The following is a 25,481-nucleotide window of genomic DNA, read 5'->3' on the forward strand; positions in this document are numbered from 1 at the left end:
GGGGCTGCGGCTTTTTCGTATAATTCATTGATTTGTACAAATCCACCTGTTCAGGGTCCATCACTCCACCAAACTGCTTGGTTTCTCAATGAAATTTTTTCAACTTTGCATATGTTGTCGGAGTACATCACTGTAAATAAGTGAACAAATAGTTTATCAAATGGCAGACAACTTACCTACCATGACTCCAGAACACGTTAAGTGCCTTATTATTGGTTCAGGTCCGGCTGGTTATACAGCAGCAATTTACGCAGCCCGCGCGAACCTGAGTCCTATTCTGTATCAGGGTCCGCAGCCTGGCGGCCAGTTAACCATTACTAACGACGTTGAGAATTTTCCGGGTTATCCGGATGGCGTTCAGGGCCCTGTGATGATGCAGGATCTGGAATCGCAGGCACGCCGTTTCGGGACGGATGTCCGGTATGGTTTAGTTACAAAAGTTGATTTCTCAGAACGTCCGCTTCGTGCTATTGTCGACGATCAGCACGAAATTACAGCGGATACCATTATTATTTCGACTGGTGCTTCGGCCAAATGGCTCGGCCTGCCGTCGGAAATGCGGCTGAACGGTCGCGGCGTATCGGCCTGTGCAGTCTGTGACGGATTCTTTTTCCGTGGCCAGGACGTAGTGATTGTTGGTGCCGGTGATACCGCTGCCGAAGAAGCGCACTACCTGTCGAACATGTGCCGTAACGTACACATGCTCGTTCGCCGCGGCGAAATGCGTGCCTCGAAGTTCATGCAGCAACGGGTAATGGCTAAGTCAAACATCCATATTCACTGGAATACGGAAACCGTTGAGGTACTGGGTGACGAAGAAGTGACCGGCGTACGGGTACGCAATATTGTAACCAACGAAGAATCAGATATCGATGCAACAGGTTTCTTTGTTGCCATTGGTCATAAGCCGAATACAGAAATCTTCGGGGATTACCTGACGCTTGACGAAAACGGCTATATTATTACAGAAAAAGGCAGCACACGGACTAATATTCCGGGTGTATTTGCCTGTGGTGACGCGCAGGACCATGTTTACCGTCAGGCTGTTACAGCTGCCGGTACGGGTTGTATGGCGGCGCTGGATGCCGAACGGTATCTGGTGACGCTTGAGTTTCAGGAGCAGCTTGTACATTAACCCCAAACTCCGTTTGCAGGTGGCTGTTTCCCCTGACTGATTTGTCTGCCAGCCCCGACAGCCACCTGTAAACCCATCTGACGAGGATGAGAAAACTAATTCTATTTTGCCTTCTGGCCGCTGGCGGTTGCTGCGTTACCGCCAACGTGCAGGCACAGGAACGCGGCCTGTTCAAAAAAACGCCTAACATTAAACCCAAAAACAACCCGAATTTCCCGACGGTACAAACACCGGCAAAGCCAGTCGAAGTATTTGAGCAGGAAACAACCAACTTACGTTTCAACAATCAGTTCGAGCCAAAGAAAGAGGTCAATCCCGTTGTTGCAGAAGACACCAGCATGATCGACCAGGGCGAAATTGAAGTTGTCGAAGTAGTTGATTCCGTTCAGGTAGGTGACGAATGGGTAAAAATCGCCGAGTACTATCAGGTCTGGGATTCGAACATCATTAACCCGTATGGTCTTGACCCGCTGGAGTTCGACGAAACTATCGACATCAAGCTGTACGATCCGCCGGCCAACCATTTCTGGTCTGCGCCCTTACAGGAGGGCAAACTAACGTCTAACTTCGGTTATCGCTGGGGCCGCTGGCATACAGGAGCTGACCTTGACCTTGAAACCGGTGATCCGGTTTATTCAGCCTTTGACGGCATTGTGCGTGTCGTTGGCTGGAACGGCGGCGGTTACGGCCGTTTTGTCGTTGTCCGGCATTATAACGGCCTTGAAACCTTGTACGGTCACCTGTCAAAACAGCTGGTTGAACAGGGCCAGCTGGTGAAAGCGGGGGATCAGATTGGTCTGGGCGGCAATACCGGCCGCAGCTACGGGGCTCACCTGCATTTCGAGACCCGCTATGAGGGCAATCCGTTCAGTCCGCTGAACATTTTCCGGTTTCCGGATAACCAGGTGGTTGGCGAACATTTCCTGCTGACCAGCAGTGCCTGGGATTATTTACGCGGCGGCCGTTCGGGCAGCGGCGGAACCCCAACCCGTTTTAAGCGTACGGTACTTCACCGTGTGCGTCCGGGAGAGACCTTATCGTCGATTGCCGGCCGGTACGGTTTGTCAGTATCAACGCTGGCCCGCAAAAATCATTTATCATCGCGCTCACGGCTACGCCCGGGCCAAAAGCTGCGGGTAAACTAACAGACCTATCAATCGCATTATACAGCCTCTGTGCGCAGCTATGCACAGAGGCTTTTTTATTCGTCTTCGCTCCGGATATTCAGCAGCCGTTTAATCCAGCTCCGCTTTTCGGTTTCTTCCTCTCCTTTTTCGTCGGCAGACAAGTCCTTTTCGGCCAGTTTACGTAAATCCGGTTGTCCGGCATCGACCCAGCAAGTGAACCAGAAATCGCCGGTCATTTTCACCGATGCCCGCATCTGCCGTTCAACCTGTCCGCTCAGGTATTGATGATATCGCTGTGAGAAATCTGCGCTGTATACCTTAGTCGAAATGCCATTCCGGTCCTCAAAACCAAATTTCTTGCGGTCTCCCAGTTTCTTCGTCAGTTCATCTTCGTAACAGAGCACGGAGTCCAGGGCCGCATGCGCAGTAAACACAGCCCGCCAGGCCGCTTTTTGCGGAGAATACACATATACCGCCTGCCCGACCCAGAAATCATAGTCTGTACTGAATAATTCCGGCAACCGACTTTCCCAAAAGCCATGAATGCCATGCTGACCGGTTAGCTGTCCGTTATAGTTGCGGGTAGTGTGCAGGGGCACATTGGCATCCGCAATATAATGCCCCAAATCAGCAGCCAGCCGCAGGATACGCCGTATATTCTTCTGCCGGAAAGCCTCGGTCAGCTGGTACTTCGCCAGTTGTATATGCCAGGGGACAATCCCGTGCATGGCCAGCGTATCCTCACCAAACCGTTCAGCAGCCGTTTTGTAGAAACGCGGTAATGCTTCAGCCGATGTATCAGGATACATATCCAGATCGATAAAATGCCGGGGCGCCTCCCCGACTACCGCATACCGGCGTTTATCCGGATTAACGGCATTGTCTGTCAGAAAGCCGATATGTTTCTTAAAAAAAGGCATCATTTCCGGCGGGAGCGTAAAAACGGCCAACCGGTTAATCTGCTGGTGTGCGTAAAATCCCCAAATAATCTGCGGTTTTTTCAGGGTCTCAGCGCGGGCCACTAAAAAAATATTTTGTGCAGATGCATACAACCAAATAAAAAACAAATACCTTTGAAGCAACATAGTACTTTACTAAGAGAAAATTAGACTATTAAAATAAAGTACTGTGACAAACAGAACAATATTTTGAAAAACATAAAAAATACCAAAGCAATGAAACGCGAAACCAAAGGCTACGCACTCGTTTTAGTACTTTTCAGTGTATTAGCATTATTAATCTACGGTGCCTACTCTCCTGCGAGAAAAGCCCAAAAACAGCAGATTTTTTGCATAAAGTTCAAAAACGGGATTGAAAATCGGGCTGTTGAACGGCATATGCATGATTTTGCCGGTTTAAAGCATGAAATCAAGGAGATTGTAAACTACTCTGCCGGACGCACTATTCAGACGGCAAAGGCCGCTGAAGGTTACGATGTCATGCATTATCTGACATTCCAGAGTGAGGCTGACATGAAAAATTTTGAAAAAAGTGCAGCCTATAAAGAATTCGTTCAGGACAATCAGGAGAACTGGGATAAAGTCCTGGTCGTAAACGCAGAAATTCAACCCTAATAACAGGTTATTGCTTCACAAGGAGATTTTTCCGCCTGCCCAAAACAGTGTAGCGGATGAATATCCTGAATAGAATCAGCAACTTGCCAAAGAATTTCTCGCGAATAGTTGGCAATTCCATCAGGAAAAAGTAATTTTGCAAACCTTTTCGCGAAATCAGGAAATTCGTTATAATACACAATGGCAAATCATAAATCGGCAAAAAAAGCGATCCGGTCTAGTGCCAAGAAACGGTTGTTGAACCGTTACCAGCACAAAACAACCCGGAATCTGGTAAAAAAACTGCGTGAAACACACGATCATGCAATGGCAGTTGAGCTGTTCAAAACAGTAGCTTCAGCTCTGGACAAACTGGCGAAACGCAATGTAATTCACAAAAACAAAGCAGCTAATAACAAATCGAAATTAGCTCGTTACGTGAATAAACTGGCTACAGCTTAATCTGATCAGCGGCAACGCTTTTCACATTCATATAAAACCGGTCATTAACTCGTTAGTGACCGGTTTTTTTGTGCCCTTTCCGGAAGGTATCCGTCAGAAGCAAACGACTTGACAATACAGTACGATGCCTTACGAAAATCCGGGAACCATTAAGAGCTGGGCCGAAGAAGACCGCCCGCGTGAAAAACTGATGTATAAGGGAAAAGCAGCCCTGTCAGAAGCCGAACTCATTGCGATTCTGATCGGATCAGGAACAACCGATCTGTCAGCCGTTGATGTCTCGCGCATTATTATGCATAGCGTCAGTAATAACCTGAATGAGCTTGCCCGCCTCAGCGTGAAAGATCTGTCTAAATTCAGGGGTATCGGCGAAGCGAAAGCCATAACCATTGTGGCAGCCCTCGAACTTGGCCGGCGGCGCAAAGAACAGGACCGGCTGCAACGCCGGCGCATTACCTGCTCACGCGATGCCTACGAGGAACTGGTGCCCCATTTGCTTGATAAGCCTCATGAAGAATTCTGGATTCTGCTGCTCAACCGGGCGAATGAGGTGCTGCGGCCCGTTCAGGTTTCGGCAGGCGGCGTTTCAGGGACCGTAGCCGACCCGAAAATGATTTTCAAATTTGCCCTCGAACAACTGGCCAGCGGTATGATTCTGAGCCACAATCATCCGTCGGGCAACCTGACGCCCTCGCAGGCAGATAAAGACCTAACCCGCCGGTTGCGGGATGCCGGCAAGCTGCTGGACATTCCGGTCCTTGATCACCTGATCTTCACCGACAAAGCTTATTTCAGCTTTGCCGATGAAGGTATTCTTTAATGCTACGAAAAATCGAACGGGGCGGGGCTGAAGCTGATCAGAAAGACAATCAGTGCCAGCCAGCCCAGGACCTTACGCTTGGTATCCAGCGGTTCCTGTAATTCGGTTTCGGGATGATACACACCAATAAACCGGCCCAGTAAAAAGCCGAACGCCAGAAATCCGGAATACCCCTTAATGGCAGGGAAAAACCATGCGAACCCGAACTGGGCCAACACCATGCCTAATGCCAGAATCCAGGTTGTTCCGCGATCTTCGGTCAGCCGGTAAAAGCAGACGTACAGGAACAAAATATAAATACCCAGATTCATCAGCTCATTGTAAAAGTTTTCGTCGCTAGCCGTGGAAAACGTTTCTACCGTATACATGCCTAAGCCGGCATAGAATATAAACAGCACGTATAACACAGGCGCCACCATCCGGTGCCGTTTCGACCCGATCAGCGCATACAGCACATGCCCGCCATCCAGTTGCCCGATCGGCAGCAGGTTCAGCGATGTGAAAAACAGCGAGAGATAACCGGCCAGTAAATACGGGTAATGCACCATCTCGTACGGATGCGGCAACCGCGACGGATCGGCCACATACGTTTTGAAAAACCAGAATATCAGGTTATCACCCAACTTCATCGCCATCCCTTCCGAGAGATTCAGGTACACATATTCTCCGTAACGCAGGCCGTATTTTTTATACTCCGGATGAATGGTAAAGATATAATCGATTGGCGGCAGATGCGTAAAGCCGTACCAGATCAGCCCCAGTGCCACAACGAAGCCTGCCAGCGGCCCGGCAATCCCGATGTCGAAATACTTTCTGCGGCTGTTGATATAATCCTGAATGCGGATAAACGCCCCGAATGTACCAATACTGTTAATTAACAACATGCCCAGCCAGAACGGCAGGTAAAACGGCAGTGTAACCCTTACCTTATTGGCTTTTGCGGTGAAATAATGCCCGAACTCATGCACCGTCAGCACAGTCAGAAACGGAATCGAAAACTGAAAGCCGGTTTTAACTTCATCCCATGTCAGTGAGGGTAACCCTTTCGGCATACTCAGAAAGCGGCCGTATATCCATTCGGCACCGGCTAAGGTAGTGGTGAGGAGAGTTACTAAAAATAATCCGCCGTGTATGAGTACTTTCTTTACGTTGGGGTTCATAATTCGAAATGCCGGAAAAAGAATCTGCGTACATAACGCACAGGATACCACCTATATGCGCTGTAGCTCCATTAAACTGCCGTATGTCCGGCCGCTAACTAGGCCAGGTAATCCAGAATCGTCAGTGGTTTCTGAACATGCACAGCCTGTATACCAACCGACAGCGCACCCTGAATGTTAGCATAATTATCGTCAAGGAAGGCGGTCTCATCCGCCTTCAGGCCTGCCTGCTCCAGCACATAGCTGTAAATTTCAGGCGATGGCTTTGCCAGCCGTACCTCATAGGAGTAGAACACACGCTCAAACAAGTCTTCGAGCACGGGAAGTCCCAGTCCGGCCAGTATCTGATTGACCCGCCGGATATGAATCGGGCTGGTATTACTCAGCAAAAACAACCGGTAATTGCCCTGTAGCTCCTGAATGCGCCTGACGCGCTCCACCGGCAGGTCCAGCAGGATGGTATTCCACGCCGTATCGATCACTTCATCTGCCCAGTCCTCCGACGCAACACCCCGCTGTTTCAACAACTCCCTGACATGCTGCCGGAAATCCTGATCGTCGATCAGGCCTGTTTCATAGGCCAGTATCTGATTATGCTCTTTCCAGAGAGCTGTTACCTCAGCTTCAGACAGGTTTGCCAGCGTGGCAAAATTGCGGATGGGAGCACTCAGGTCAATCGGGATGATTACATCGCCAAGGTCAAAAATAATATTCCGGAGATTGGGCTGTGTCAGTATTGAGGCCATTGTTAAAAGATGTTGAGAATCGCCCCTAAGGTAAGGCAAAGTTTAGTTTTTCGGTATGATTACCGGTTAAATCGCGGATACGCTATAAAATGAGAATGGCACAACAGGCGCCTATGCTGCCGGTTGTGCCACGTTCGTACAACACGATTCGGTATCCTCCTGTTTATTCCAGAACAACACCCATCGAGCAGAATTTATCGATCCGCTGGTTAATCCGCTCCTGCGGGCTCAACGCGTTCAATTCGTCCAGTGTCGCCAGAATCACGCCTTTCAGAATGTCGGCCATTCCCTGATGGTCGTTGTGTGCTCCGCCAACCGGTTCTTCAATAATGCCGTCAATCAGTCCGGCTTCTTTCATATCGCGGGCGGTCAGTTTCATCGCTTCAGCAGCCTGCTCCTTGTAATCCCAGCTGCGCCAGAGGATGGTCGAGCAGTTTTCCGGCGAAATCACCGAATACCAGGTGTTTTCGAGCATCATCACGCGGTCGCCGATGCCAATGCCCAGCGCACCACCCGATGCACCTTCACCGATAACGATGCAGATGACAGGTACCTTCAGGGTCATCATGTCGCGCAGGTTACGGGCAATGGCCTCGCCCTGACCGCGTTCTTCGGCTTCCAGCCCCGGGAATGCACCCGGTGTATCAATGAACGTTACAATCGGCTTGCGGAATTTCTCAGCCATCTCCATCAAGCGGAGGGCTTTTCGATAGCCTTCCGGGTTTGGCATGCCAAAATTCCGGTGCTGGCGTTGCTTGGTATTACGGCCTTTCTGCTGGCCGATGATCATCACTGTCTGTCCCTCAATATCGCAGAAGCCGCCAACCATCGCCGGATCATCCCGAACGGTACGGTCGCCGTGCAGCTCAATAAACTGGTCACACAGCAGGGAAATATAATCCAGCGTATATGGCCGGTCCGGGTGACGCGATAACTGAACACGCTGCCAGCGGGTCAGGTTGTCAAAAATCTCCCGCCGGAGCTTATCGATACTTTGCTCCAGTATATCAACCGCATCGCTCACGTCGACGCCCGAAGTCTGGGCCAGTTTTTTTGTTTCAGACAACCGCGCTTCCAGATCTGCAATCGGTTTTTCAAAATCTAAGTACGTTCTCATCGTTTGGTAAATAGTCAGTGATGTTGTGTCAGACCGGAGCCTGTCACTCACTTATAAGTCAAAACTGTCGCCTTTTTTCGGGATCGTGACGTTCGCATAACCTGCTTCGGTCAGCGCCTGCTGAAAGGCTTCCATACTTGCGTATTCTCCGTGGACCAGAAATACCTGTTTCAGCGTTGCGGCCGGCTGCATCCCGACAAAACGCATCAGGTCATCGCGGTCACCGTGTCCGCTGAATACGTCCACTTTTTCAATGTTCGCCATAACGGCGTGTTCTTTGCCTTTGATGGTCAGGGTTGATTGCCCGTTCAGCAACCGCCAGCCTAACGTTCCTTCTGCACAGTAGCCGATCATCAGAATCGTGCAATACGGATTGCTGATGTTATTCGCTACGTGATATTCCACCCGTCCGCCCTGCACCATACCCGATGACGAGATAATGATGCACGGCTCATAATGATTCGAGATGGCCTTACTTGCCTTGGCCGATTCCAGATACTGAAAATTTTCGAAGTCGAAAAGGCTTTCATTTTCTTCGTAAAACTCACGCGCATCGGCGTTCAGTAACCGGATATTTTTTTCATACACCCGTGTGCTTTCCAGCGCCAGCGGACTATCTGAAAAAACCTTGATGGGCGGGAAGTTATAGTCTGTATACAGCTTATTAAGTGTATACAGCAGGGCCTGCGTACGGCCTACCGAAAACGACGGAATAATCAAACGTCCCGGAATATCGATACAGGTGCGTTTAATCACATCAGCCAGCGCTTCTTCCGGTTTTTTACGGTCTTCATGCAGGCGGTTGCCGTATGTACTTTCACAGACCAGATAGTCAACCTGCGGAACAGGTGCCGGATCGGTCAGCAACGGGTAATTTTTCCGGCCGATATCGCCGGAGAAACAAATACTTTTCCGTTCGCCGTTTTCCCGGACGTTAATGACAATATGGGCCGCCCCCAGCAGGTGACCTGCCGGAATAAAGGTTACGTCTACACTATCGTTTACCCGAAAGCGCCGGTTAAACTGGATAGGAACCACGTTCTCCATGGTTTCCCGAACCTGTTTATCGAGGTATAAATCTTTCTGTAACTGCTGCTGTCGGTCTTTGACGCGCTTTTTTTTGCTGGCGTTCAGCTCGTTGATCCGCTTCTGGTTCAGCGAAGCTGCGTCTTTAAGCAGCAGTTCGGTCAATGAATAAGTTGCCTCCGTACACAGAATCTGCCCTTCGTATCCTTCCCGATACAGGTTTGGCAAGTTGCCTGAGTGATCCACGTGGGCGTGGGTCAGCAGGACCAGGTGAATACCGGAGGGCTCAAACGGGAAAAATCCCGTGGCATGTCCACCGGTAATTGGTGCAGTTGGAGGCGTTTGACCGTTGGAACGCTCTAAATCAGACCCGCAGTCAATCAGAATGCGGTAGTCATCCTCAGTTTCCAACAGGTACATGCTGCCGGTAACCTGCCGGGCTGCCCCCAAAAATGATAACTTCATGCGTTCAGCTTAAACGTCGTAATCTATCGTCAATGTGTCGCGTTAATGAGATTGATTAAACACAAGTCCGGCGTGCGAAAAACCGCTACTTTTGCAAAGTTACGACTAACGGGGCGATTTCCTAACCCCTGTTTTATTCCAAATGCACGCACGAAAAGTTAAATCTCTTGCCTATTGGTTGTTAAGCTGTTGGTTATGTGGCCAGGTCAGCGCACAAAATTTATCGAACACCCAAAATCAGGTTACAACCAGTGACTCAACGGCTACCCAACGGTTATTAACCTTTCTGGATCAGTTTCAGAACGGGCCGCTTGCCCGCCATGGCACCGTGGCGTTATCCGTGCGGCGTGTCCGTGACGGCGAAAGCCTGATTGGCTACAACAGCCGCCAAAGCCTGTCGTCGGCCTCTACCCTGAAGCTGATCACAACCGCTACGGCGCTCGCCACCCTCGGGCCTAACTTTACGTATGCAACAACGCTGGAATACGACGGGGTCATTAAAGACAGTGTGCTGACCGGCAATCTCTACCTGCGCGGCTCCGGTGATCCGTCGTTGGGTACCTGGCGCTACACGGGTTATCCGGACGCTAACGCGCTGTTGCTGATCTGGTCAGATGCCGTCCGGAAGGCCGGTATCCGGCGGATTGACGGCGTTGTAATTGGTGATGCGGCCCTGTACGACGACCTGCCTACCCCCGATACCTGGCCATGGGGCGACTTGGGCAATTATTACGGTGCGGGACTCAGTGCGCTGAATTTCAATGAAAACCTGTACCGTGTTATTTTCCGGCCCGGCAAAACTGCCGGCAGCCCCGCCAGTGTCCTCCGTACCGATCCGGCTCTGCCCTATCTTACGCTGAACAACCGTGTGACGACTGACAAGGCCGGCACCGGCGACCAGGTCAATATTTACGGCGCCCCCTTTGCCGGGCAGCAGTGGCTTACCGGCAAGGTGCCGATGGGCGTTTCTGAATTTGCGGTGAAAGGGTCCTTACCGGATCCTGCCCACTATGTTGCCTTCGCCCTGACAGAGCAATTGCGCCGGGACAGTGTCCGGATAGTGAATCCGCCCGTTGCTGTGCGCCCTGATCAGCCTTGGCCTGACGCGGTAAAAACCGGCCGGCCGGAAGCGAAAGCGGTTCCTAAACGGATTTTGTTGCACCAGTATAAATCGCCGGTACTGCTGGAACTGGCGCAGCAAACCAATTTCCAGAGCATCAACCTGTACGCCGAAGCTCTACTCCGGACCGCCGCCCGGCAGATCGACCCGAAAACGCAGTCGGTTGGCGATGCGGTTGATGCAGTTGAACGTTTCTGGCGGGGGAAAGGCGCTAACCTTGATGGTTTCCGCATCCGCGACGGAAGCGGTCTGTCGACAGTCGGTGCACTGACGGCCGATAACATGACTGGCATTCTGGCCGCGATGGGCCGTGAGCGGGTATTTCCGCAGTTTTATGAAACCATTCCGGTTGTCGGCCAGACAGGTACCGTGCGGAATATGGCGCGCAATACGCCTGCTGCCGGTAATGTCCGGGCGAAAAGCGGCACCATAGAAGGCGTCCGTGCCTATGCCGGTTATTTCACGGCCAAAAACGGCGAGTTGATGTCGTTCTCGGTCATGATCAACAAATATACCCCCGGCCAGAGCCGCGCCGTGGGCAATCAGCTGGAACGCCTGATGGCCTTGCTGGTTGACCTGTAGGGGCGGCCCCACGTGGCCGCCCAAGTCATACGCATTATCCCGCCACGTGGCTTGTTGGGGATCAGGGCGACCACGTGGGGGATGGCGTACGCATAATCAGGGCGACCACGTGGGGTCGCCCCTACGAGAATAACCGGTCAGATCTCCAGCGTTGTGGGTTTTCCATGATATATGTTGTGATATTCTTAAATGCCCGATCGGTCCGGATAATGTGTTCATAATAATTCCGTTGCCAGAGTCGTTTGTCAAACCTTGGCCATCCATTATGTTTTACATTCCGGATATAGTCGTTGGTTGTCATTATCTTAAACCAACCAACAATGTCCCGTAGGGGCGACCCCACGTGGTCGCCCAAATCACGTGCCATATCCAACCCCAAGGGATCGCCCAAATCACGTGCCATATCCAACCCCACGGGATCGCCCAAATCACGTGCCATATCCAACCCCACGGGATCGCCCAAATCAATATGCATCATATTGTGGCACCGGACTTCATCGGTCGGGCGACCACGTGGGGTCGCCCCTACATCATTTTGGGAATCGTCTTGCGGGCGACTACGTGGGGTCGCCCCTACATCATTTTGGGAATCGTCTTGCGGGCGACCACGTGGGGTCGCCCCTACATCGTTTTGGGAATTGTCTTGCGGGCGACTACGTGTGGTCACCCCGACGTTTATGATGATGCCGTGGAAATGGTTGGGCATGACAACGTATTCGCCAAGTTCGATATCCGGAAATTTTTCGGGCAACTTTTGCCACCATGCCGTCACCATTTCTCCGGCTGGCGACCGATGCATTTCATCGTTAGCAATATGCCCTAACCGATGTTCATGATGTTGAATACAAATCGTTATGAAATATGCTCCTTGCTGGGCGTAATCATAATCGGGAAGACGAATGGAACGGCGATAAGACATAAAATGCAGGTGTTAACTAAACCTGCATTTTGACGGGACATGTTGAAGACAGATACGTAAGCATGAAAAGTTCGCCATGATTTTTTTGTTAAAACCAAGCGACCAATATTTTATCAAAAGAGGGCGACCATCATATTCCATCAAAGTCGGGCGACCATCATATTCTATCAAAAGCGGGCGACCACGCGTTTCATCAACGTCGGATGACCATCATATTCCATTAAAAGCGGGCGACCATCATATTTCATCAACGCCGGACGACCATCATATTCCATTAAAAGCGGGCGACCACGTGGGGTCGCCCCTACGATATGCGGCTCCAGTTGCTTTCTTTTTTGCCGAGGGCGTCGATGTGATTCCGTATGGGCGCGTTTTGCGGCAAGACAAAATGCGGATCTTCGTCCAGAATTTTCTGGGCAGATTCACGCGCGGCGTTCAGAATCGGACCGTCTTTGGCAAGGTCGGCAATCATCAGGTCCATCAGACCGCTTTGCTGGGTACCGGTCAGATCACCGGGACCGCGTAGCTGAAGATCAACATCGGCAATTTCGAAGCCGTTGTTGGTACGCACCATGGTCTCAATCCGCGTCTTTGTATCTGAACTCAGTTTGTAGCCGGTCATCAGCACGCAGTATGATTGCTCGCTGCCCCGGCCTACCCGTCCGCGCAGCTGATGCAGCTGCGACAGACCGAAGCGTTCGGCGCTTTCAATAACCATCACACTGGCATTCGGCACGTTTACCCCGACTTCAATTACCGTCGTGGCAACCATAATGTGCGTTTCATGACGCAGAAAACGCTGCATTTCGTCGTCTTTCTCATAAGGCAACATTTTCCCGTGCAGCATACCAATCTCATATTTCGGCCGCGGGAATGCCCGCTGGATACTCTCGAAACCATCCATCAGGTCTTTATAGTCCAGCTTTTCGGATTCTTCAATGAGCGGGTAAACCACATACACCTGACGGCCTTTTTCAATTTCCTGCCGCATAAACCCGAATACTTCCGACCGGTGCTTATCGTATTTATGCACCGTCTTAATGGGTTTACGACCGGCCGGCAGCTCGTCAATCACCGAAATATCGAGGTTGCCATACAAGGTCATCGCCAGTGTACGCGGAATCGGCGTGGCGGTCATCACCAGAATATGCGGCGGAATCACCGGATTTTTGGCCCACATCTTTGCGCGCTGGGCCACCCCGAACCGGTGTTGCTCGTCGATAATGCAAAGCCCGAGGTTCTTAAACTGAACCGAATCCTCCAGCAAGGCATGCGTACCTACAATGATATGCGTTTTACCTTCCTGTAAGTCCGGATGCAGGGTTTTGCGTCGTTTCGTGGTGGTAGAGCCCGTCAGAATAGAAATATTCAGCCCCATAGCATCGGCAAACGGCTTCAGGCCATTGTAATGCTGGTCGGCCAGAATTTCGGTTGGCGCCATCAGACAGGCCTGTGCCCCGTTGTCGATGGCCATCAGCATGGCGATAAACGCAACAATGGTCTTACCGCTCCCCACATCCCCCTGTAACAGACGGTTCATCTGCTTACCGCTCATAAAATCAGTCCGGACCTCTTTCAACACCCGTTTCTGCGCACCGGTCAACGGGAAGGGCAGCAGGTGCTCGTAAAAATGTTTGAGCAGCTGCGTATTGGCAAATACCTGACCGGGATATTCTTCTTTCTGGAGCAGCTTGTTAGAAATCAGCCGGAGCTGATTGTAAAACAGCTCCTCAAACTTCAAGCGGCGCTCGGCCTGTCGCAGCCACGCCGCACTTTGCGGCAAATGAATGTTCCAGAGTGCTTCCCGCTTGCCGATCAGCCGGTATTTCTGAATCAGTTCGTCGGGTAAAGTTTCACGGATATGCGGCCAGGCGCCTTCCAGCAGCGTCCGCATAATCTTGCCGATGGCCTTGCTGTCGAGGTGGCGTTTCCGCAGCTTTTCGGTCAGGTTATAGACCGGTACCATGCCCGTTTCGAGCTGATTATCCGGATGGACATTGTCCAGTTCGGGATGCACAATGCTGTAACGCCCGTTAAACGGCTGCGGTTTGCCGTAGACGACATACTCGCCCTCCCGCCGGAGTGTTTTTTCGAGCCAGGTCAGTCCCTGAAACCAAACCAGGCTCATGCTGCCGGTACCGTCGGTGAAGGTACCTACAACCCGTTTTTTAGACCCTTCGCCTTCAGTATACCAGTCCCGTAACCGGCCGCGTACCTGTGCCGCGGGCAGACTCTCGTCGAGTTCGCTGATGGTATAAAAGCGGGTCCGGTCATCAAACCGGAACGGGTAGTGTTGCAGCAAATCCCCGTATGTAAAAATAGACAGTTCCTTGTTGAGCAGTTCGGCACGTTGCGGCCCCACTCCCCGGAGAAACTCAATGCGTGTATCAAAAAAATTAGGCGTACGCTCCGGCAACCGGCCTGCCTCTGTCGATGCAGCACCAGGCTGATTCGCGTCATTCGGGCCTGTTTCGTTCATGCGTATTGCCTGCTGTTTTTGTCAAATTTACAGCATTTTTTGGTTTTTCAGGGCGATTCTATCTACTGATCCTATGTCGTCAGCAAGGCTTCTGATGAGGTGACACGGATTTTTGCCATCCCTTGCTGCCGGTTTTACACAAATTGACAGCTCCTGATATGATTGCGTAAAAACTTCCCCAACATTGTGGTGCGTTCGTTGTGAATTTAGGACAGTGTTTATACAAAAAACAGCGATTACAGCGTCAAAACAAGCTTTTTGCAGATTGGCACAGATTTTTCTAAGAAGTTAGCAACGGGCTATCCAACCGTACATTATCAACGTTATGGGAAATCTTCTGTATACTATCGCCGTGATTCTGATCATCGTTTGGCTCATTGGATTTTTGGGCTTCGGCGGCTTCGGTTTAGGTAATTTGATCCATGCATTGCTGGTCATTGCCATCATCATGATTCTGTTACGTGTGATTCGCGGGAATTCACCGGTATAAACGCACTACCTGACAACATTCAAAAGCCCCTGAATACCGGATTTGACCGGCATTCAGGGGCTTTTACAATTTCCGGCGCGGCCAGCAAAAGCATGCCACGACCCGATACAGGGTTTATTTCCGGTAATCCAGCGCCGGTTTGCGGTTACCCAGTAAGGCTTCGTATTTGTATTCCAGACCACCACGGGCTTTAATCCATTCCTCGCGGGCTTTCTGAATCAGGGCAGGCTCTTTGTAAAGATCAATTGCCGTCAGGGCCAGCGACTTGGCGGCCACCATCATGCCTTTGGTGCCAATGTCTGTGCCACCGGCAGCGATTGCCTGCCAGCTGTGCGCAGCCGTGCCCGGTACCCACGTAGCCGCACGCATCCCGACCGTCGGAACAGCCCAGCTGACGTCGCCTACGTCGGTTGATCCGCCGCCGGCATCGTTCCGCATGGCAAACGGCGACACCGTAGCCGCTTCACCCGGCTTTTTGATCGAGCCGAACGTGGCGCCAAACGACTCCCCGATTTTTTCGGCAAACTTCTCTTCTTCCGGCGTATAGCTGACACCACCTACTACCGACAGGTTTTTGTGCATCAGCTGCCCGAGGGTTTCAATCGGCAGCAGGTTATATACACCGCCAATGATTTCGTAATCCATTTTGGTCTCTGTACCCAGCGCCGCTCCTTCTGCCGCCTTCACAATGCGCTTCCAGACATCCTGCACGATAGCGCGATCCTTGTTCCGGGCATAGTAATAGACCTCGGCAAAATCCGGAACCACATTCGGGGCCTCACCGCCTTTGGTAATCACATAATGCACCCGCGTATCCGACGGGATGTGCTCGCGCATCATGTTTACCATGTAGTTCATCGATTCGACGCCATCGAGCGCCGAACGGCCGCGCTCCGGCGAGGCTGCGGCATGGGCCGAAATGCCCCGGAACCGGAATTTACCGGCGATATTAGCCAGCGACGTTGACCCGTCGGCCCCGTTCGAATCGGCCGGGTGCCAGTGCAGCACCACATCCACATCACTGAACAGCCCGGCGCGAACCATGTATACTTTGCCGGAGCCACCTTCTTCGGCCGGTGTCCCATAAAGACGGATCGTACCTTTCTGACCGGTTTTCTGCATCCAGTTTTTCACCGCAATGGCCGCTGCCGACGACCCCGTACCAAACAGGTGATGCCCGCAGGCATGACCGGCTTTTTTGCCCTCAACCGGTTTACGTTCCGGCGAGGCATCCTGGTTAATGCCCGGCAAGGCATCATACTCCGCCAGAATCGCGATAACCGGCTTACCGCTGCCGTAAGAAGCCACAAACGCTGTCGGAATCTCAGCAACACCCGGCTGAACGGTAAAACCTTCTTTTTTCAGTTCGTCCTGCAGCAGATTCGAGCTTTTATATTCCTGATAGCCAACTTCGGCCCAGTCCCAGATCTGATGGGCAATGGTGCCATAATGCGCTTTTTTCGCATCCAGTCCTGCTATCACTTCCTGCTGCTCTTTCGTAACTTTGGCTTGCCCGAAGGTTAACGTCGTCGCCGCCAGCATCATTATCGACACTGACCCTGGTTTCTGAAAAAGTTTCATGTTTAGATTAAGTTAAAATCCCGCAGGTTTCCGAATCCGGAAAACAGCGTAATATTATCCCAAAATAAGACATTATACCCAAACAAAGCATCAGTCGATAATCACTTTATACAAATAATATAGCTTTATCCAGCGATTTGACAAAAGTTACCCTGTTCCAGGAGCGGAATGGTACACGTACTTTTTCCGGTCGTACAACGGGAATCCGCAGGCGTAAAGAACTGTTATAAGGCAGATGATAATCCGTGTGTCGTTTTTATGGGTTGACGGCATGGCGCTCTGGCCGTTTGTCCTGGTGAAAGAAGCCGTAACCGATCCGTTTCTGATCAATCATGAACGGATTCACCTGCGCCAGCAGCTTGAACTGGGGCTGGTGCTTTTTTATGTGTGGTACTTCGGGGAATACCTGATCCGGCGGCTACAGTACAAAAACCATTATCGGGCCTACCGCAACATCAGCTTCGAGCGCGAAGCCTTTGCTCATGATCACAATCTCAGCTACCGGCAGCAAAGGCCCTGGTTTGGCTTTGTACGATACCTGCGGACAGAAAAAACCTATTGATCTTCGCTCCGGCCTTTGTAGCCGATTACCCCGCCCATCATTACCAATGCTGAGAAAATGACTACCATCATCAGCACACCCTCGCGAAAGCCTGTCAGTTTAATGCTGTCCGGAATACTGAGGTATAACAAAATAGTAATCAACCCTCTCGGCGCAATCCAGAACAAGGGCGTAAGCGGGCCGGTAAACGTAAGCCGCAGCGAAAGCAGCCGGACACCCAGAATGATCACTATAAAAATCAGGCTGACAATCAGCGTGTCGGGATCAATCAGGTCGGGCAGGTTGGCAGCGTAGCCAAAAAGAAGAAAGAAGAATGTACGGACAACAAACGACCCTTCGGCAGTCAGGTTTTTGAGTTGCTCAAGCTCTTTCTCGAACAGGTCGTTTTTCAGGATTTTATCGAGGCGGCCGCGGATAAACAGTTCCGTGTTGTTGAGAAACAACCCGAATACCAGAATCAGCAGCAGAGAAGACAGGTGATAGCTTTCGGCAATGGCATAAACCAGAATCAGCACCGAAATGATGGGCAGAAACTTTACCTGGTGGTTGATCCGGCCGATGAGGTATAACAATCCGAAACAGCAGATGAGCGAAATCAGCGCCATCAGGATGGTATCGCGGACAAACGTAAACGTTGCGCCCAGGACTGATGTCTGGGCCAGTAGCAGGAAGTTAAACAGCATGATCCCGATAATGTCCGAGAACGCCGTTTCATAGGTAACAAACTCCCGCTGCCCGTAGGACAGGTTCCGGACGCTGGGGATGGCCACGGCGCTGCTGATCACTGAAAACGGCAGGGCATTCACCAGACAACGGTAAAAGGATTCCTCGAGTAACAGAAACAGCGTACCGGCAATAAGTAAGGTGGTCAGCACAATGGATACCAGCGCCATGAGTGCCGTTCGCCGCAGGAGGCCGTACTTCTCGGGCCTTAATTCCAGATCCAGACCGCCTTCCAGCACGATCATAATCAACCCGATAGTACCTAATGTAGAGAGCGTTGGCGTTACGTACGGAATCTGCACATCGAAGTACGCTGTAATCTGCCGGATGGTCATACCAAGACCCAGCAGCAACACCACCGACGGCGTTTTAAAGCGGCTACTCAGAAAGTCAAACGCGTAGGAAATCAGTACAGCCAGACTCAGGCCAATAATCAACGACGATGAATCCATGCGGTAAAGATAGCAATATAGCCGTCTTTATGCCCACTGCGTGGCGATTTTCGCCGACAGCAGACAGAGCGGAATGCCGCCGCCGGGGTGCACACTCCCCCCCACAAAATAGAGATTACCGATGCGGGACGAGAAGTTCGGATGCCGCAGAAACGCCGCAAACCGGTTGTTTGAGGCCGTGCCGTACAAAGCCCCCTGCGCCGACGACGTGCGCGATTCGATGGTCCGCGGATCAAGAATGGCCTCGCATTCGATCAGCGCTCCGACATCCACGCCCAGGTTATGGCTTAGTTTCCGGATCACCTGCTGCCGGGTTTCGGCAATGATTGTATCCCAGTCCTGCCCTTCGTTGGCGGGAGCGTTCAGCAGGATAAACCAGTTTTCGCACCCCGCCGGCGCATCGTCCGGTTTGTGTTTACTGGTTACGTTCAGGTAAATCGTCGGATCGTCGTATATCCGGTCGCGCCGGTTGAAGAGGTAGTCGAACTCCGTCCGGTAGTCGTTCGAGAAAAAGATATTATGCATATCCAGTTCCGGAAACGTCCGGCGGATGCCCCAGTAAAAAATCAGGCCCGACGATGACCGTGGCTGCTTCAGTGTCCGCTCCGGTGCCGGCTGATCGGCCAGTAACTTCCGGTAAGTCGGTGTTACATCCATGTTCGATACCACGACTCCATACCGTTTCTCCACACCGGCAACCTGCACGCCAACGGCTTTCCCGTTATCAACCAGAATCCGCTGCACCGGCGTTCCGAACTGAAACCTCACGCCCAGACGGCGGGCCAGGGCGGTCAGGGCATTGGTGATGTCAACCATACCCTTTTTCGGGAAGTACGCGCCGATGTTGTACTCCAGATGCGGGATGATGTTGAGCAATGCCGGGGTCTGGTACGGGTCTGAGCCGTTGTAAGTGGCATACCGGTTAAAGAGCTGTACCAGCTTTGGATTCGAAAACGTTCGCCGGTTTGCGCCATTCATCGTACCGAAAAGACCAAGGCGCGGTATAGTAAGGTACCCTTTGAACGCCCGGCGATTAAGCCATGTACCGGCTTTGTGCAGTGAGTCCTGCAAAAAAAGGCTTTCGGTAATCCCGTACTTAAACGCACTGTCAGCCAGAAAATCGCGGACGTGTGCGGCGGGTTCTCCGAGGGTCTCCTCCACTGCCTGCGCAAAGGCTTCAGTATCGCTCCAGGCCGTCAGCCGCGTACCGTCATCCCAGAAATACCGGCATATTTCGGGCAGCCGGATATAGTCAAAATAATCAGCGGGGTTTTCGCCGGCGAGCCGGAACAGGTCATTGACCAGTTCGGGAAGTGTAAACAGGGACGGACCGGCATCGAACCGGTATTGATCACCGGCCGGATTTAGCAAGTCAATGGTCGTCAGCTTACCGCCCGGATAGGTATTGGCTTCAAAAACGTCAACCGCATACCCTTTGACAGCCAGGCGGATGGCGGCAGCGATGCCCGCGATACCGGCACCGATAACTACAGCAGATTTCATGTAGGTTTCGTGAACGATGGCGCGAAACAGACTGGAAACGGCATAGAACTTGTGTTGCCCCTACGCTGATCCTTACTTTTTCGCGTAGTAATACAACGAAACAGAGGCGGCATTGTTCCGCTCACTCAGCGTAAAATAGCCTTTATCGTCCTTGTCAAAACACACCGCCTCGCCCTGTGGCTCCAGCCTGTACGGTACGGCACGGCCTTCCCGACGCTGCAGCGTTTCGGCGATCGGCTCGTTGTTTTGCCGCTTCCAGTAGTAAATGTTGGTATAGGTCCGGACCAGAATTTCGTTTCCGTCCGACGAAATGGCCGCACCGGTCACCACGGAGAACGGCAGTTCGCCATAGTCCTGCACGGTTGTTACATCATTGATATTCTGCGGATAGGCAAACCGGTATAACCGGACTTTCGCCTCCCGTTTCGTAATGATCCAGATATCTTTGGTCTGCGGGTCAACAAGGATCGCCTCCGCATCATGCGAGCCATCCGGATATTTGAAAAACATCCGCTCAGCCTTTGTGACAGGCTCAGTCAGGCTTTTAGGCTCCGGAAACCGGTAGATCAGGTAAAAGGGATATTGCAGGTTGTTATCGCCGGTATCGGCCAGATAAATATAATTCGTGCCGTCCTGTGGTCCGGGACCGATGCCCATGTCTTCCCAGTCGCGGTTATCAACCGGTGCCGGCAGCGACATTTTGCCTTTTACCGTACCATCCTGATTCAGCAGCGCTATATCGGTCGGGTTTCCGCTGTCCTGTTGTACCCACAGGTTACCGGGCATACTCCGGCTGGCCACCATACCCGACGCTTCATCAATCTGTCCGGGAGTAATAGCAACGGCCTTTGGTTCAGTCACAAACTGAGCTCCGTCAACCGGATTGGTCTTAGGATCACACGCAGCCAGCCCGGCAAGAACAACAATAGAAACAAAATTACGCATTGACGAAGATTGATTGATACCGACAAAGTAACGAAAACCAGCCCTAAAAAAGCTGAAAACCTTTATCCTTTGGCTCTAATCCCGCTTCAACGCTTTTTTTTAAGATTAATTTTATATTTTGATAAATAAACGATAAGTCGTTAATAATTTTGTTTTGGTAAACTAACCCAAGCGTTTTATGTGTGCTTCATCACCAATCAGCAAACGTTTTCGTGCCAGCCATCTCTTTTTTCTGCTTGGCGCGGGGCTGCTGATCAACCTTCCTCTTCAGGCGCAGGATGCCTCCGGCTATCAAACGCCGCCGAAAGCCCTTGCTGACCTCGTAACTGCTGTCCCGACGCCGGGCGTGGCGATTTCGTCGAAAGGCGATTACCTGTTAATTATGGACCGGGCAGCCAACCCGACCATTGCCGAACTCTCACAGCCGGAATTCCGGCTGGCAGGTCTGCGGCTGAACCCCGCGAACAACGGCCCGAGCCGCGCGACGTACCTGACCGGCCTGAAACTGAAGCAGATTCCGGCAGGTGCTGAGAAAGCCATCAGCGGTCTGCCGTCGCCGGCTCAGATCAGCTATGTACAGTGGTCGCCCGACGAAACAAAGATTGCCTTTGCCAACTCGACCGACAGCAAAATTGAATTGTACATCATTGATGTGGCAACCGCTTCGGCCCGTAAGGTATCTGATCTGGCGCTGAATGCCGTATTGGGAACACCTTACCGGTGGCTGTCCGACAGCAAGTCTCTGATCGTTAAAGCCATTCCGACCGACCGCGGAGCCGCTCCGGCCATCAGCCGTGTACCGTCGGGCCCGACCGTTCAGGAAAACCTCGGCAAAAAAGCACAGGCCGCTACGTATCAGGACTTGCTGAAAAACCCGTCTGACGAACAGCAGTTTGCCTACTATGCTACCGCCCAGACGGTTCGGTTAGGTATTGACGGCAGTGTACAGAAAATCGGCCAGCCCGGCCTGATTGCCAGCGCTGACCCGTCGCCGGACGGTAAATTTGTGATGATGGAGACGATTCACAAGCCGTTCTCTTACCTGGTACCAGTCAATAGCTTCCCGGTTCGTACGGACATTTTCGACGTACAGGGTGCACTGGTAAAAACGCTGAATGATGCGCCTTTGCAGGAGAATATTGCCTGGGCGAGCGACGGGGCACCAACAGGTCCGCGCAACTTTGACTGGCGTCCGGATGTACCGGCATCGATCTATTACACCGTCGCTCAGGACAACGGCGATCCTAAGCAGAAAGCCGACATCCGCGACCGCGTTTATCAGCTGGAAGCGCCGTTTGCGAGCCCGAAAGAAATCTATGCGTCAACTTACCGCTTCGGTGGCTTCAACTGGGGTACGGAAACGGTAGCCTTTGTGTATGAGCGCTGGCGGCAGACGCGGAAATCGCTTACGAAAATCTACAATCCGAAAACCGGCGAATCAACCGTCCTGTTCGACCGTTCTTCGGAAGACCGGTACGGCAATCCGGGCCAACCCGATACACGCCGCAATCAGTTTGGCCGTGAAGTGCTGAATATTCTGCCAAACAACGAGATCATGATGGTCAACAGCATAGGCTCATCACCGGAAGGCGACCGCCCGTTTGTGGGTGTGCTGAACCTGAACACCAAACAAACCCGTGAGCTGTGGCGCTCGGGTGGTACCGGAGCCGACGCTACCGTGTTCGAGCAGCCGGTTACGGTACTGGATGCAGCCAAAGGCCTGATACTGACTACCCGCGAGACGCCCGAAGAAAACCCGAACTACTTTATCCGGAACCTGAAACCGGCCAAAAAGCAGCCGGCACTGACACAGATAACGGCATTCCCGCACCCATACGCCCAACTGAAAGGTATTCAGAAACAACAGCTTCGCTACAAACGTCCGGACGGCGTCGACCTGACGGCTACACTCTACTTACCGGCTGGCTATAAGAAAGAAGACGGACCGCTGCCAACGTTTATGTGGGCCTACCCAGCTGAATTCAAGAGCAAGGATGCAGCTGGTCAGGTCTCGGGTTCACCGTACCGTTTCAACCGCATCGCGGTTACAGGAGCGGCTATTTTTGCCACTATGGGTTACGCCGTTCTCGATAATGCCAGTATCCCGATTATCGGTGAAGGCGACAAGGAGCCAAACGATACTTATGTCGAGCAACTGGTGGCGAGTGCTAAGGCTGCTATCGACGAAGGCGTTCGGCTGGGCGTTGTTGATCCGACAAAAGTCGGCGTGGGCGGCCACTCCTACGGCGCCTTTATGACGGCCAACCTGCTGACGCATTCAAACCTGTTCCGTGCCGGTATCGCGCGTTCCGGTGCCTACAACCGTACACTGACACCGTTCGGTTTCCAGAACGAACAACGTACGTACTGGCAGGCACCGGATGTCTACAACCGGATGTCGCCGTTTATGAATGCGGATAAAATGAAAACACCGCTGTTGCTGATTCACGGTGAAGCCGACAACAACACCGGTACGTTCCCGATTCAGTCGGAGCGGTACTACAACGCCCTGAAAGGCTTCGGCGCCACCACCAAACTGGTCTTCCTGCCCTATGAAAGCCACGGCTACACCGGACAGGAATCACTAATGCACATGCTGCATGAAATGAACGGCTGGCTTGACAAATACGTCAAAAATGCCCCGCCGCTTCAGGCCGGCAAACAACAGCCGGGCAAAGCGGGCGGCGGAGATAAGTAAGCGCAGGCTTAAATGTAAAATGGATAATGAATCATGCGTTTGTCGCTACGAAACAGTTAGTCTTTCACAGCAACCTACGGCTATTTCATTATCCATTTTACATTTTTTACCGCTTCGCATATACCCGCAGCGTCCCGTTCGACGTTTCGAGCGTCAGACGAACCGTTTGGCTGTCGCCCACACCAAGCTGTGATCCACCCGATGAAATGACCACCGAGCTGTTCGGACCACCTGCCAGATCAACCGTTCCGGTCTGACTGCGGCTGGTTGTTGTGGTAAACTGCGCGCCGTTGATATTCTGCTGCTTAGCGGCCGAAAACAGAAAATTAACAGCAGACTGCGTGTTGGTCGATTTTTTAAACGAAAGGGAGCTGTTAACAATAAACGTTGACACGCCTGACACCACGGTCGATGAAGGCGGCGTCGGCAGGTTAACTGAGTCCTGCCCCAGCGAGTAGGCATATACCTGATAATTCCCCTCTACAATTGCGGCCAGATCAGGATCTGTTTTGTCCTTACTACACCCCGTCACGAATACCCCTGCCACTAACAGGCCAAAACAATACTTAACAAACTGCATATAACGTTGACATTTATTTAGACGGCCAAATTAATGATTCCCTGCCAAATCATTTTAATAAACAAACTGCCGGCGGCCGTGTTAAGGTGATGCATTTAACAACTCAACTCAATGAAAAAGATCGTATGCATGGCTGCCCTCGTGGTAGCGACCCTGTCACTGGCCACCGCCCAGGACGTTAAAGAATCAGCCAAAGAAACTGGCCGTCAGGCTAAACGTACCGCTAATGCCGCCGGCAATAAAATCAAACGCGAAACCCGCGAAGCCGGTCAGGACATTAAGGAAGAAAGCCGCGAAGTAAAGGCCGACGTGAAACGGGGCACAGACAAGGCATTGAAAAAAACGAAAAAAGGACTCAAAAAGGCTGAAAAGAAGCTAGACGAGTCAAGATAGGTTTTCAAAAACAAACCGGAGCGCTTGTTGGTATCTGATTTGCGCTTATTTTGCAGGAGGACATGGCTATGGGCAGAACCCGCAGCCGCGTTCTCCTGTTTTTACATTGATTTGCCGGTAAATCCTGCTTTTCTCTGACTATGCATCAATCGTTGAACGTATTACTTTTCGGGATTACCCGCGACATTGCGGGGAAGTCTGTTGTTCCTTTTCCACTTTCCGGCATGGCTACCGTTTCTGATCTGCTGGACTATCTGAAACAGGCCTATCCGCCCATGGCCGGTATCAGCTCACTGCTGGTGGCCGTTAACGGCGAATATGCGGAACCAGCCACGTCGCTGACTGCTACCGACGAAGTAGCCATCATTCCTCCCGTAAGCGGGGGTTAGTCGTCAATCCAGTATCCTCTTTTTTAACTATATGGTTGCCTTAACTTCTGATCCTATCGATTTGGGTTCAGCACACAAGTATTTACAATCCGATCAGGCCGGAGCCATCAATTTTTTTCTGGGCGCCGTACGCGACAATACCGCAAACCGGGCCGTTGACCGGCTCGAATACGAAGCCTATGACCGGATGGCCATCAGCGAAATGCAGAAAATTGCCGATGAAGCCTGTCGCCGCTGGACCATTCTGCGTTACGTTATTATTCACCGGACCGGGGTGCTGCGTGTCGGCGAAACTGCCGTCCTGATCGGGGTATCTACCCCACACCGGGGAGATTCGTTTGATGCCTGCCGGTATGTCATTGATACCATCAAGCAGACGGTGCCGATCTGGAAAAAAGAAGTACTGACCGACGGCGAAGTCTGGGTCAATGCACACCCGTAGGTAGCAAAGCCT

Annotated in this window: 24 protein-coding genes; 12 read left to right on the forward strand and 12 right to left on the reverse strand. The window is 51.9% G+C overall.

Features of this window, described 5'->3' with window-relative positions; genetic code table 11:
* Window positions 1-181: 181 nt before the first annotated feature.
* Together trxB and AC23NW_RS14190 are read left to right on the forward strand one after the other, a co-directional pair.
* Window positions 182-1,135: a thioredoxin-disulfide reductase gene (gene trxB / locus AC23NW_RS14185; RefSeq protein ID WP_293839142.1), complete on the forward strand. Its 954-nt coding sequence runs from the start codon at window positions 182-184 to the stop codon at window positions 1,133-1,135.
* A gap of 86 nt (window positions 1,136-1,221) precedes the next feature.
* Window positions 1,222-2,280: a peptidoglycan DD-metalloendopeptidase family protein gene (locus AC23NW_RS14190; protein ID WP_487450303.1), complete on the forward strand. Its 1,059-nt coding sequence runs from the start codon at window positions 1,222-1,224 to the stop codon at window positions 2,278-2,280.
* 56 nt (window positions 2,281-2,336) lie between these two features.
* Here AC23NW_RS14190 and AC23NW_RS14195 read toward each other — a convergent pair whose 3' ends face one another.
* A complete protein-coding gene (locus AC23NW_RS14195; protein WP_487450305.1) occupies window positions 2,337-3,347 on the reverse strand; it encodes a zinc dependent phospholipase C family protein in 1,011 nt (336 codons plus the stop codon).
* A gap of 90 nt (window positions 3,348-3,437) precedes the next feature.
* On the opposite strand from AC23NW_RS14195, the gene AC23NW_RS14200 reads away from it, so the two are divergent.
* The 3 genes from AC23NW_RS14200 to radC all read left to right on the forward strand — a co-directional run bounded on the left by AC23NW_RS14200 (window position 3,438) and on the right by radC (window position 5,097).
* On the forward strand, window positions 3,438-3,836 hold the full coding sequence (locus AC23NW_RS14200; protein ID WP_487450306.1) for a Dabb family protein: 399 nt from the start codon (window positions 3,438-3,440) through the stop codon (window positions 3,834-3,836).
* Between the two features lie 180 nt (window positions 3,837-4,016).
* Window positions 4,017-4,277, forward strand: a complete 261-nt coding sequence (gene rpsT / locus AC23NW_RS14205; protein ID WP_071502482.1) for a 30S ribosomal protein S20 — start codon at window positions 4,017-4,019, stop codon at window positions 4,275-4,277.
* A gap of 124 nt (window positions 4,278-4,401) precedes the next feature.
* On the forward strand, window positions 4,402-5,097 hold the full coding sequence (gene radC, locus AC23NW_RS14210) for a RadC family protein (protein ID WP_293845469.1): 696 nt from the start codon (window positions 4,402-4,404) through the stop codon (window positions 5,095-5,097).
* 2 nt (window positions 5,098-5,099) lie between these two features.
* On the opposite strand, the gene AC23NW_RS14215 is transcribed toward radC, so the two are convergent.
* The 4 genes from AC23NW_RS14215 to AC23NW_RS14230 form a co-directional block, all read right to left on the reverse strand.
* A complete protein-coding gene (locus AC23NW_RS14215; protein ID WP_487450308.1) occupies window positions 5,100-6,257 on the reverse strand; it encodes a site-2 protease family protein in 1,158 nt (385 codons plus the stop codon).
* 98 nt (window positions 6,258-6,355) lie between these two features.
* Entirely contained in the window at window positions 6,356-7,003 is a 648-nt protein-coding gene (locus AC23NW_RS14220) for an HAD family hydrolase (protein ID WP_487450309.1), read from the reverse strand.
* Window positions 7,004-7,166: 163 nt separating this feature from the next.
* A complete protein-coding gene (locus tag AC23NW_RS14225; RefSeq protein ID WP_293845478.1) occupies window positions 7,167-8,120 on the reverse strand; it encodes an acetyl-CoA carboxylase carboxyltransferase subunit alpha in 954 nt (317 codons plus the stop codon).
* A 51-nt stretch (window positions 8,121-8,171) separates the two neighbouring features.
* The gene (locus AC23NW_RS14230) at window positions 8,172-9,611 is read right to left on the reverse strand and encodes an MBL fold metallo-hydrolase RNA specificity domain-containing protein (RefSeq protein WP_487450310.1); all 1,440 of its coding nucleotides are present in this window, start codon (window positions 9,609-9,611) and stop codon (window positions 8,172-8,174) included.
* 142 nt (window positions 9,612-9,753) lie between these two features.
* On the opposite strand from AC23NW_RS14230, the gene dacB reads away from it, so the two are divergent.
* Window positions 9,754-11,313 (forward strand): D-alanyl-D-alanine carboxypeptidase/D-alanyl-D-alanine endopeptidase, encoded by a 1,560-nt coding sequence (gene dacB, locus AC23NW_RS14235; RefSeq protein ID WP_487450311.1) that lies wholly within the window; start codon window positions 9,754-9,756, stop codon window positions 11,311-11,313.
* A gap of 121 nt (window positions 11,314-11,434) precedes the next feature.
* Here dacB and AC23NW_RS14240 read toward each other — a convergent pair whose 3' ends face one another.
* Window positions 11,435-12,232 (reverse strand): transposase, encoded by a 798-nt coding sequence (locus AC23NW_RS14240; RefSeq protein WP_487450312.1) that lies wholly within the window; start codon window positions 12,230-12,232, stop codon window positions 11,435-11,437.
* Between the two features lie 304 nt (window positions 12,233-12,536).
* On the reverse strand, window positions 12,537-14,711 hold the full coding sequence (recG, locus tag AC23NW_RS14245) for an ATP-dependent DNA helicase RecG (protein ID WP_487450313.1): 2,175 nt from the start codon (window positions 14,709-14,711) through the stop codon (window positions 12,537-12,539).
* 325 nt (window positions 14,712-15,036) lie between these two features.
* Here recG and AC23NW_RS14250 point away from each other — a divergent pair, with 325 nt between their 5' ends.
* Entirely contained in the window at window positions 15,037-15,201 is a 165-nt protein-coding gene (locus AC23NW_RS14250) for a lmo0937 family membrane protein (RefSeq protein WP_143092598.1), read from the forward strand.
* Between the two features lie 114 nt (window positions 15,202-15,315).
* Here AC23NW_RS14250 and AC23NW_RS14255 read toward each other — a convergent pair whose 3' ends face one another.
* Window positions 15,316-16,782 (reverse strand): amidohydrolase, encoded by a 1,467-nt coding sequence (locus AC23NW_RS14255; RefSeq protein ID WP_487450314.1) that lies wholly within the window; start codon window positions 16,780-16,782, stop codon window positions 15,316-15,318.
* Between the two features lie 235 nt (window positions 16,783-17,017).
* Between AC23NW_RS14255 and AC23NW_RS14260 the strand changes: the two genes are divergently transcribed.
* Window positions 17,018-17,344: a hypothetical protein gene (locus AC23NW_RS14260; RefSeq protein ID WP_487450315.1), complete on the forward strand. Its 327-nt coding sequence runs from the start codon at window positions 17,018-17,020 to the stop codon at window positions 17,342-17,344.
* Here AC23NW_RS14260 and AC23NW_RS14265 read toward each other — a convergent pair.
* The 3 genes from AC23NW_RS14265 to AC23NW_RS14275 all read right to left on the reverse strand — a co-directional run bounded on the left by AC23NW_RS14265 (window position 17,338) and on the right by AC23NW_RS14275 (window position 20,967).
* Window positions 17,338-18,519 carry a cation:proton antiporter gene (locus tag AC23NW_RS14265; protein ID WP_487450316.1) on the reverse strand — a complete coding sequence of 394 codons (1,182 nt, stop codon included), beginning with the start codon at window positions 18,517-18,519 and terminating at the stop codon, window positions 17,338-17,340. The two genes, AC23NW_RS14260 and AC23NW_RS14265, sit on opposite strands and share 7 nt — an antisense overlap.
* Window positions 18,520-18,546: 27 nt before the next feature.
* Window positions 18,547-20,022, reverse strand: a complete 1,476-nt coding sequence (crtD, locus tag AC23NW_RS14270; protein ID WP_487450318.1) for a 1-hydroxycarotenoid 3,4-desaturase CrtD — start codon at window positions 20,020-20,022, stop codon at window positions 18,547-18,549.
* 72 nt (window positions 20,023-20,094) lie between these two features.
* Window positions 20,095-20,967: a PE-PGRS family protein gene (locus AC23NW_RS14275; protein WP_487450319.1), complete on the reverse strand. Its 873-nt coding sequence runs from the start codon at window positions 20,965-20,967 to the stop codon at window positions 20,095-20,097.
* A gap of 178 nt (window positions 20,968-21,145) precedes the next feature.
* Between AC23NW_RS14275 and AC23NW_RS14280 the strand changes: the two genes are divergently transcribed.
* Complete coding sequence (locus AC23NW_RS14280; protein ID WP_487450321.1) at window positions 21,146-23,665, forward strand: S9 family peptidase; 2,520 nt, start codon at window positions 21,146-21,148, stop codon at window positions 23,663-23,665.
* 106 nt (window positions 23,666-23,771) lie between these two features.
* Here the strand turns inward: AC23NW_RS14280 and AC23NW_RS14285 are convergent, their stop codons facing one another.
* On the reverse strand, window positions 23,772-24,245 hold the full coding sequence (locus AC23NW_RS14285) for a hypothetical protein (protein ID WP_487450322.1): 474 nt from the start codon (window positions 24,243-24,245) through the stop codon (window positions 23,772-23,774).
* Between the two features lie 111 nt (window positions 24,246-24,356).
* Here AC23NW_RS14285 and AC23NW_RS14290 point away from each other — a divergent pair, with 111 nt between their 5' ends.
* From AC23NW_RS14290 to AC23NW_RS14300, 3 genes are all read left to right on the forward strand, one after another.
* On the forward strand, window positions 24,357-24,638 hold the full coding sequence (locus tag AC23NW_RS14290; RefSeq protein ID WP_293838887.1) for a hypothetical protein: 282 nt from the start codon (window positions 24,357-24,359) through the stop codon (window positions 24,636-24,638).
* Window positions 24,639-24,778: 140 nt separating this feature from the next.
* On the forward strand, window positions 24,779-25,027 hold the full coding sequence (locus AC23NW_RS14295) for a MoaD/ThiS family protein (protein ID WP_293838890.1): 249 nt from the start codon (window positions 24,779-24,781) through the stop codon (window positions 25,025-25,027).
* A 31-nt stretch (window positions 25,028-25,058) separates the two neighbouring features.
* Entirely contained in the window at window positions 25,059-25,469 is a 411-nt protein-coding gene (locus AC23NW_RS14300) for a molybdenum cofactor biosynthesis protein MoaE (RefSeq protein ID WP_487450324.1), read from the forward strand.
* Window positions 25,470-25,481 lie beyond the last annotated feature (12 nt).

The sequence above is a fragment of the Arsenicibacter sp. R0_47 genome (assembly GCF_057652235.1).

Excerpts from the sequence above, each read along its gene's own strand:
- trxB (WP_293839142.1), top strand. The coding sequence starts at position 182 with ATGACTCCAGAACACGTTAAGTGCCTTATTATTGGTTCAGGTCCGGCT.
- AC23NW_RS14190 (WP_487450303.1), top strand. The coding sequence starts at position 1,222 with ATGAGAAAACTAATTCTATTTTGCCTTCTGGCCGCTGGCGGTTGCTGC.
- AC23NW_RS14195 (WP_487450305.1), bottom strand. The coding sequence starts at position 3,347 with ATGTTGCTTCAAAGGTATTTGTTTTTTATTTGGTTGTATGCATCTGCA.
- AC23NW_RS14200 (WP_487450306.1), top strand. The coding sequence starts at position 3,438 with ATGAAACGCGAAACCAAAGGCTACGCACTCGTTTTAGTACTTTTCAGT.
- rpsT (WP_071502482.1), top strand. The coding sequence starts at position 4,017 with ATGGCAAATCATAAATCGGCAAAAAAAGCGATCCGGTCTAGTGCCAAG.
- radC (WP_293845469.1), top strand. The coding sequence starts at position 4,402 with ATGCCTTACGAAAATCCGGGAACCATTAAGAGCTGGGCCGAAGAAGAC.
- AC23NW_RS14215 (WP_487450308.1), bottom strand. The coding sequence starts at position 6,257 with ATGAACCCCAACGTAAAGAAAGTACTCATACACGGCGGATTATTTTTA.
- AC23NW_RS14220 (WP_487450309.1), bottom strand. The coding sequence starts at position 7,003 with ATGGCCTCAATACTGACACAGCCCAATCTCCGGAATATTATTTTTGAC.
- AC23NW_RS14225 (WP_293845478.1), bottom strand. The coding sequence starts at position 8,120 with ATGAGAACGTACTTAGATTTTGAAAAACCGATTGCAGATCTGGAAGCG.
- AC23NW_RS14230 (WP_487450310.1), bottom strand. The coding sequence starts at position 9,611 with ATGAAGTTATCATTTTTGGGGGCAGCCCGGCAGGTTACCGGCAGCATG.
- dacB (WP_487450311.1), top strand. The coding sequence starts at position 9,754 with ATGCACGCACGAAAAGTTAAATCTCTTGCCTATTGGTTGTTAAGCTGT.
- AC23NW_RS14240 (WP_487450312.1), bottom strand. The coding sequence starts at position 12,232 with ATGTCTTATCGCCGTTCCATTCGTCTTCCCGATTATGATTACGCCCAG.
- recG (WP_487450313.1), bottom strand. The coding sequence starts at position 14,711 with ATGAACGAAACAGGCCCGAATGACGCGAATCAGCCTGGTGCTGCATCG.
- AC23NW_RS14250 (WP_143092598.1), top strand. The coding sequence starts at position 15,037 with ATGGGAAATCTTCTGTATACTATCGCCGTGATTCTGATCATCGTTTGG.
- AC23NW_RS14255 (WP_487450314.1), bottom strand. The coding sequence starts at position 16,782 with ATGAAACTTTTTCAGAAACCAGGGTCAGTGTCGATAATGATGCTGGCG.
- AC23NW_RS14260 (WP_487450315.1), top strand. The coding sequence starts at position 17,018 with ATGATAATCCGTGTGTCGTTTTTATGGGTTGACGGCATGGCGCTCTGG.
- AC23NW_RS14265 (WP_487450316.1), bottom strand. The coding sequence starts at position 18,519 with ATGGATTCATCGTCGTTGATTATTGGCCTGAGTCTGGCTGTACTGATT.
- crtD (WP_487450318.1), bottom strand. The coding sequence starts at position 20,022 with ATGAAATCTGCTGTAGTTATCGGTGCCGGTATCGCGGGCATCGCTGCC.
- AC23NW_RS14275 (WP_487450319.1), bottom strand. The coding sequence starts at position 20,967 with ATGCGTAATTTTGTTTCTATTGTTGTTCTTGCCGGGCTGGCTGCGTGT.
- AC23NW_RS14280 (WP_487450321.1), top strand. The coding sequence starts at position 21,146 with ATGTGTGCTTCATCACCAATCAGCAAACGTTTTCGTGCCAGCCATCTC.
- AC23NW_RS14285 (WP_487450322.1), bottom strand. The coding sequence starts at position 24,245 with ATGCAGTTTGTTAAGTATTGTTTTGGCCTGTTAGTGGCAGGGGTATTC.
- AC23NW_RS14290 (WP_293838887.1), top strand. The coding sequence starts at position 24,357 with ATGAAAAAGATCGTATGCATGGCTGCCCTCGTGGTAGCGACCCTGTCA.
- AC23NW_RS14295 (WP_293838890.1), top strand. The coding sequence starts at position 24,779 with ATGCATCAATCGTTGAACGTATTACTTTTCGGGATTACCCGCGACATT.
- AC23NW_RS14300 (WP_487450324.1), top strand. The coding sequence starts at position 25,059 with ATGGTTGCCTTAACTTCTGATCCTATCGATTTGGGTTCAGCACACAAG.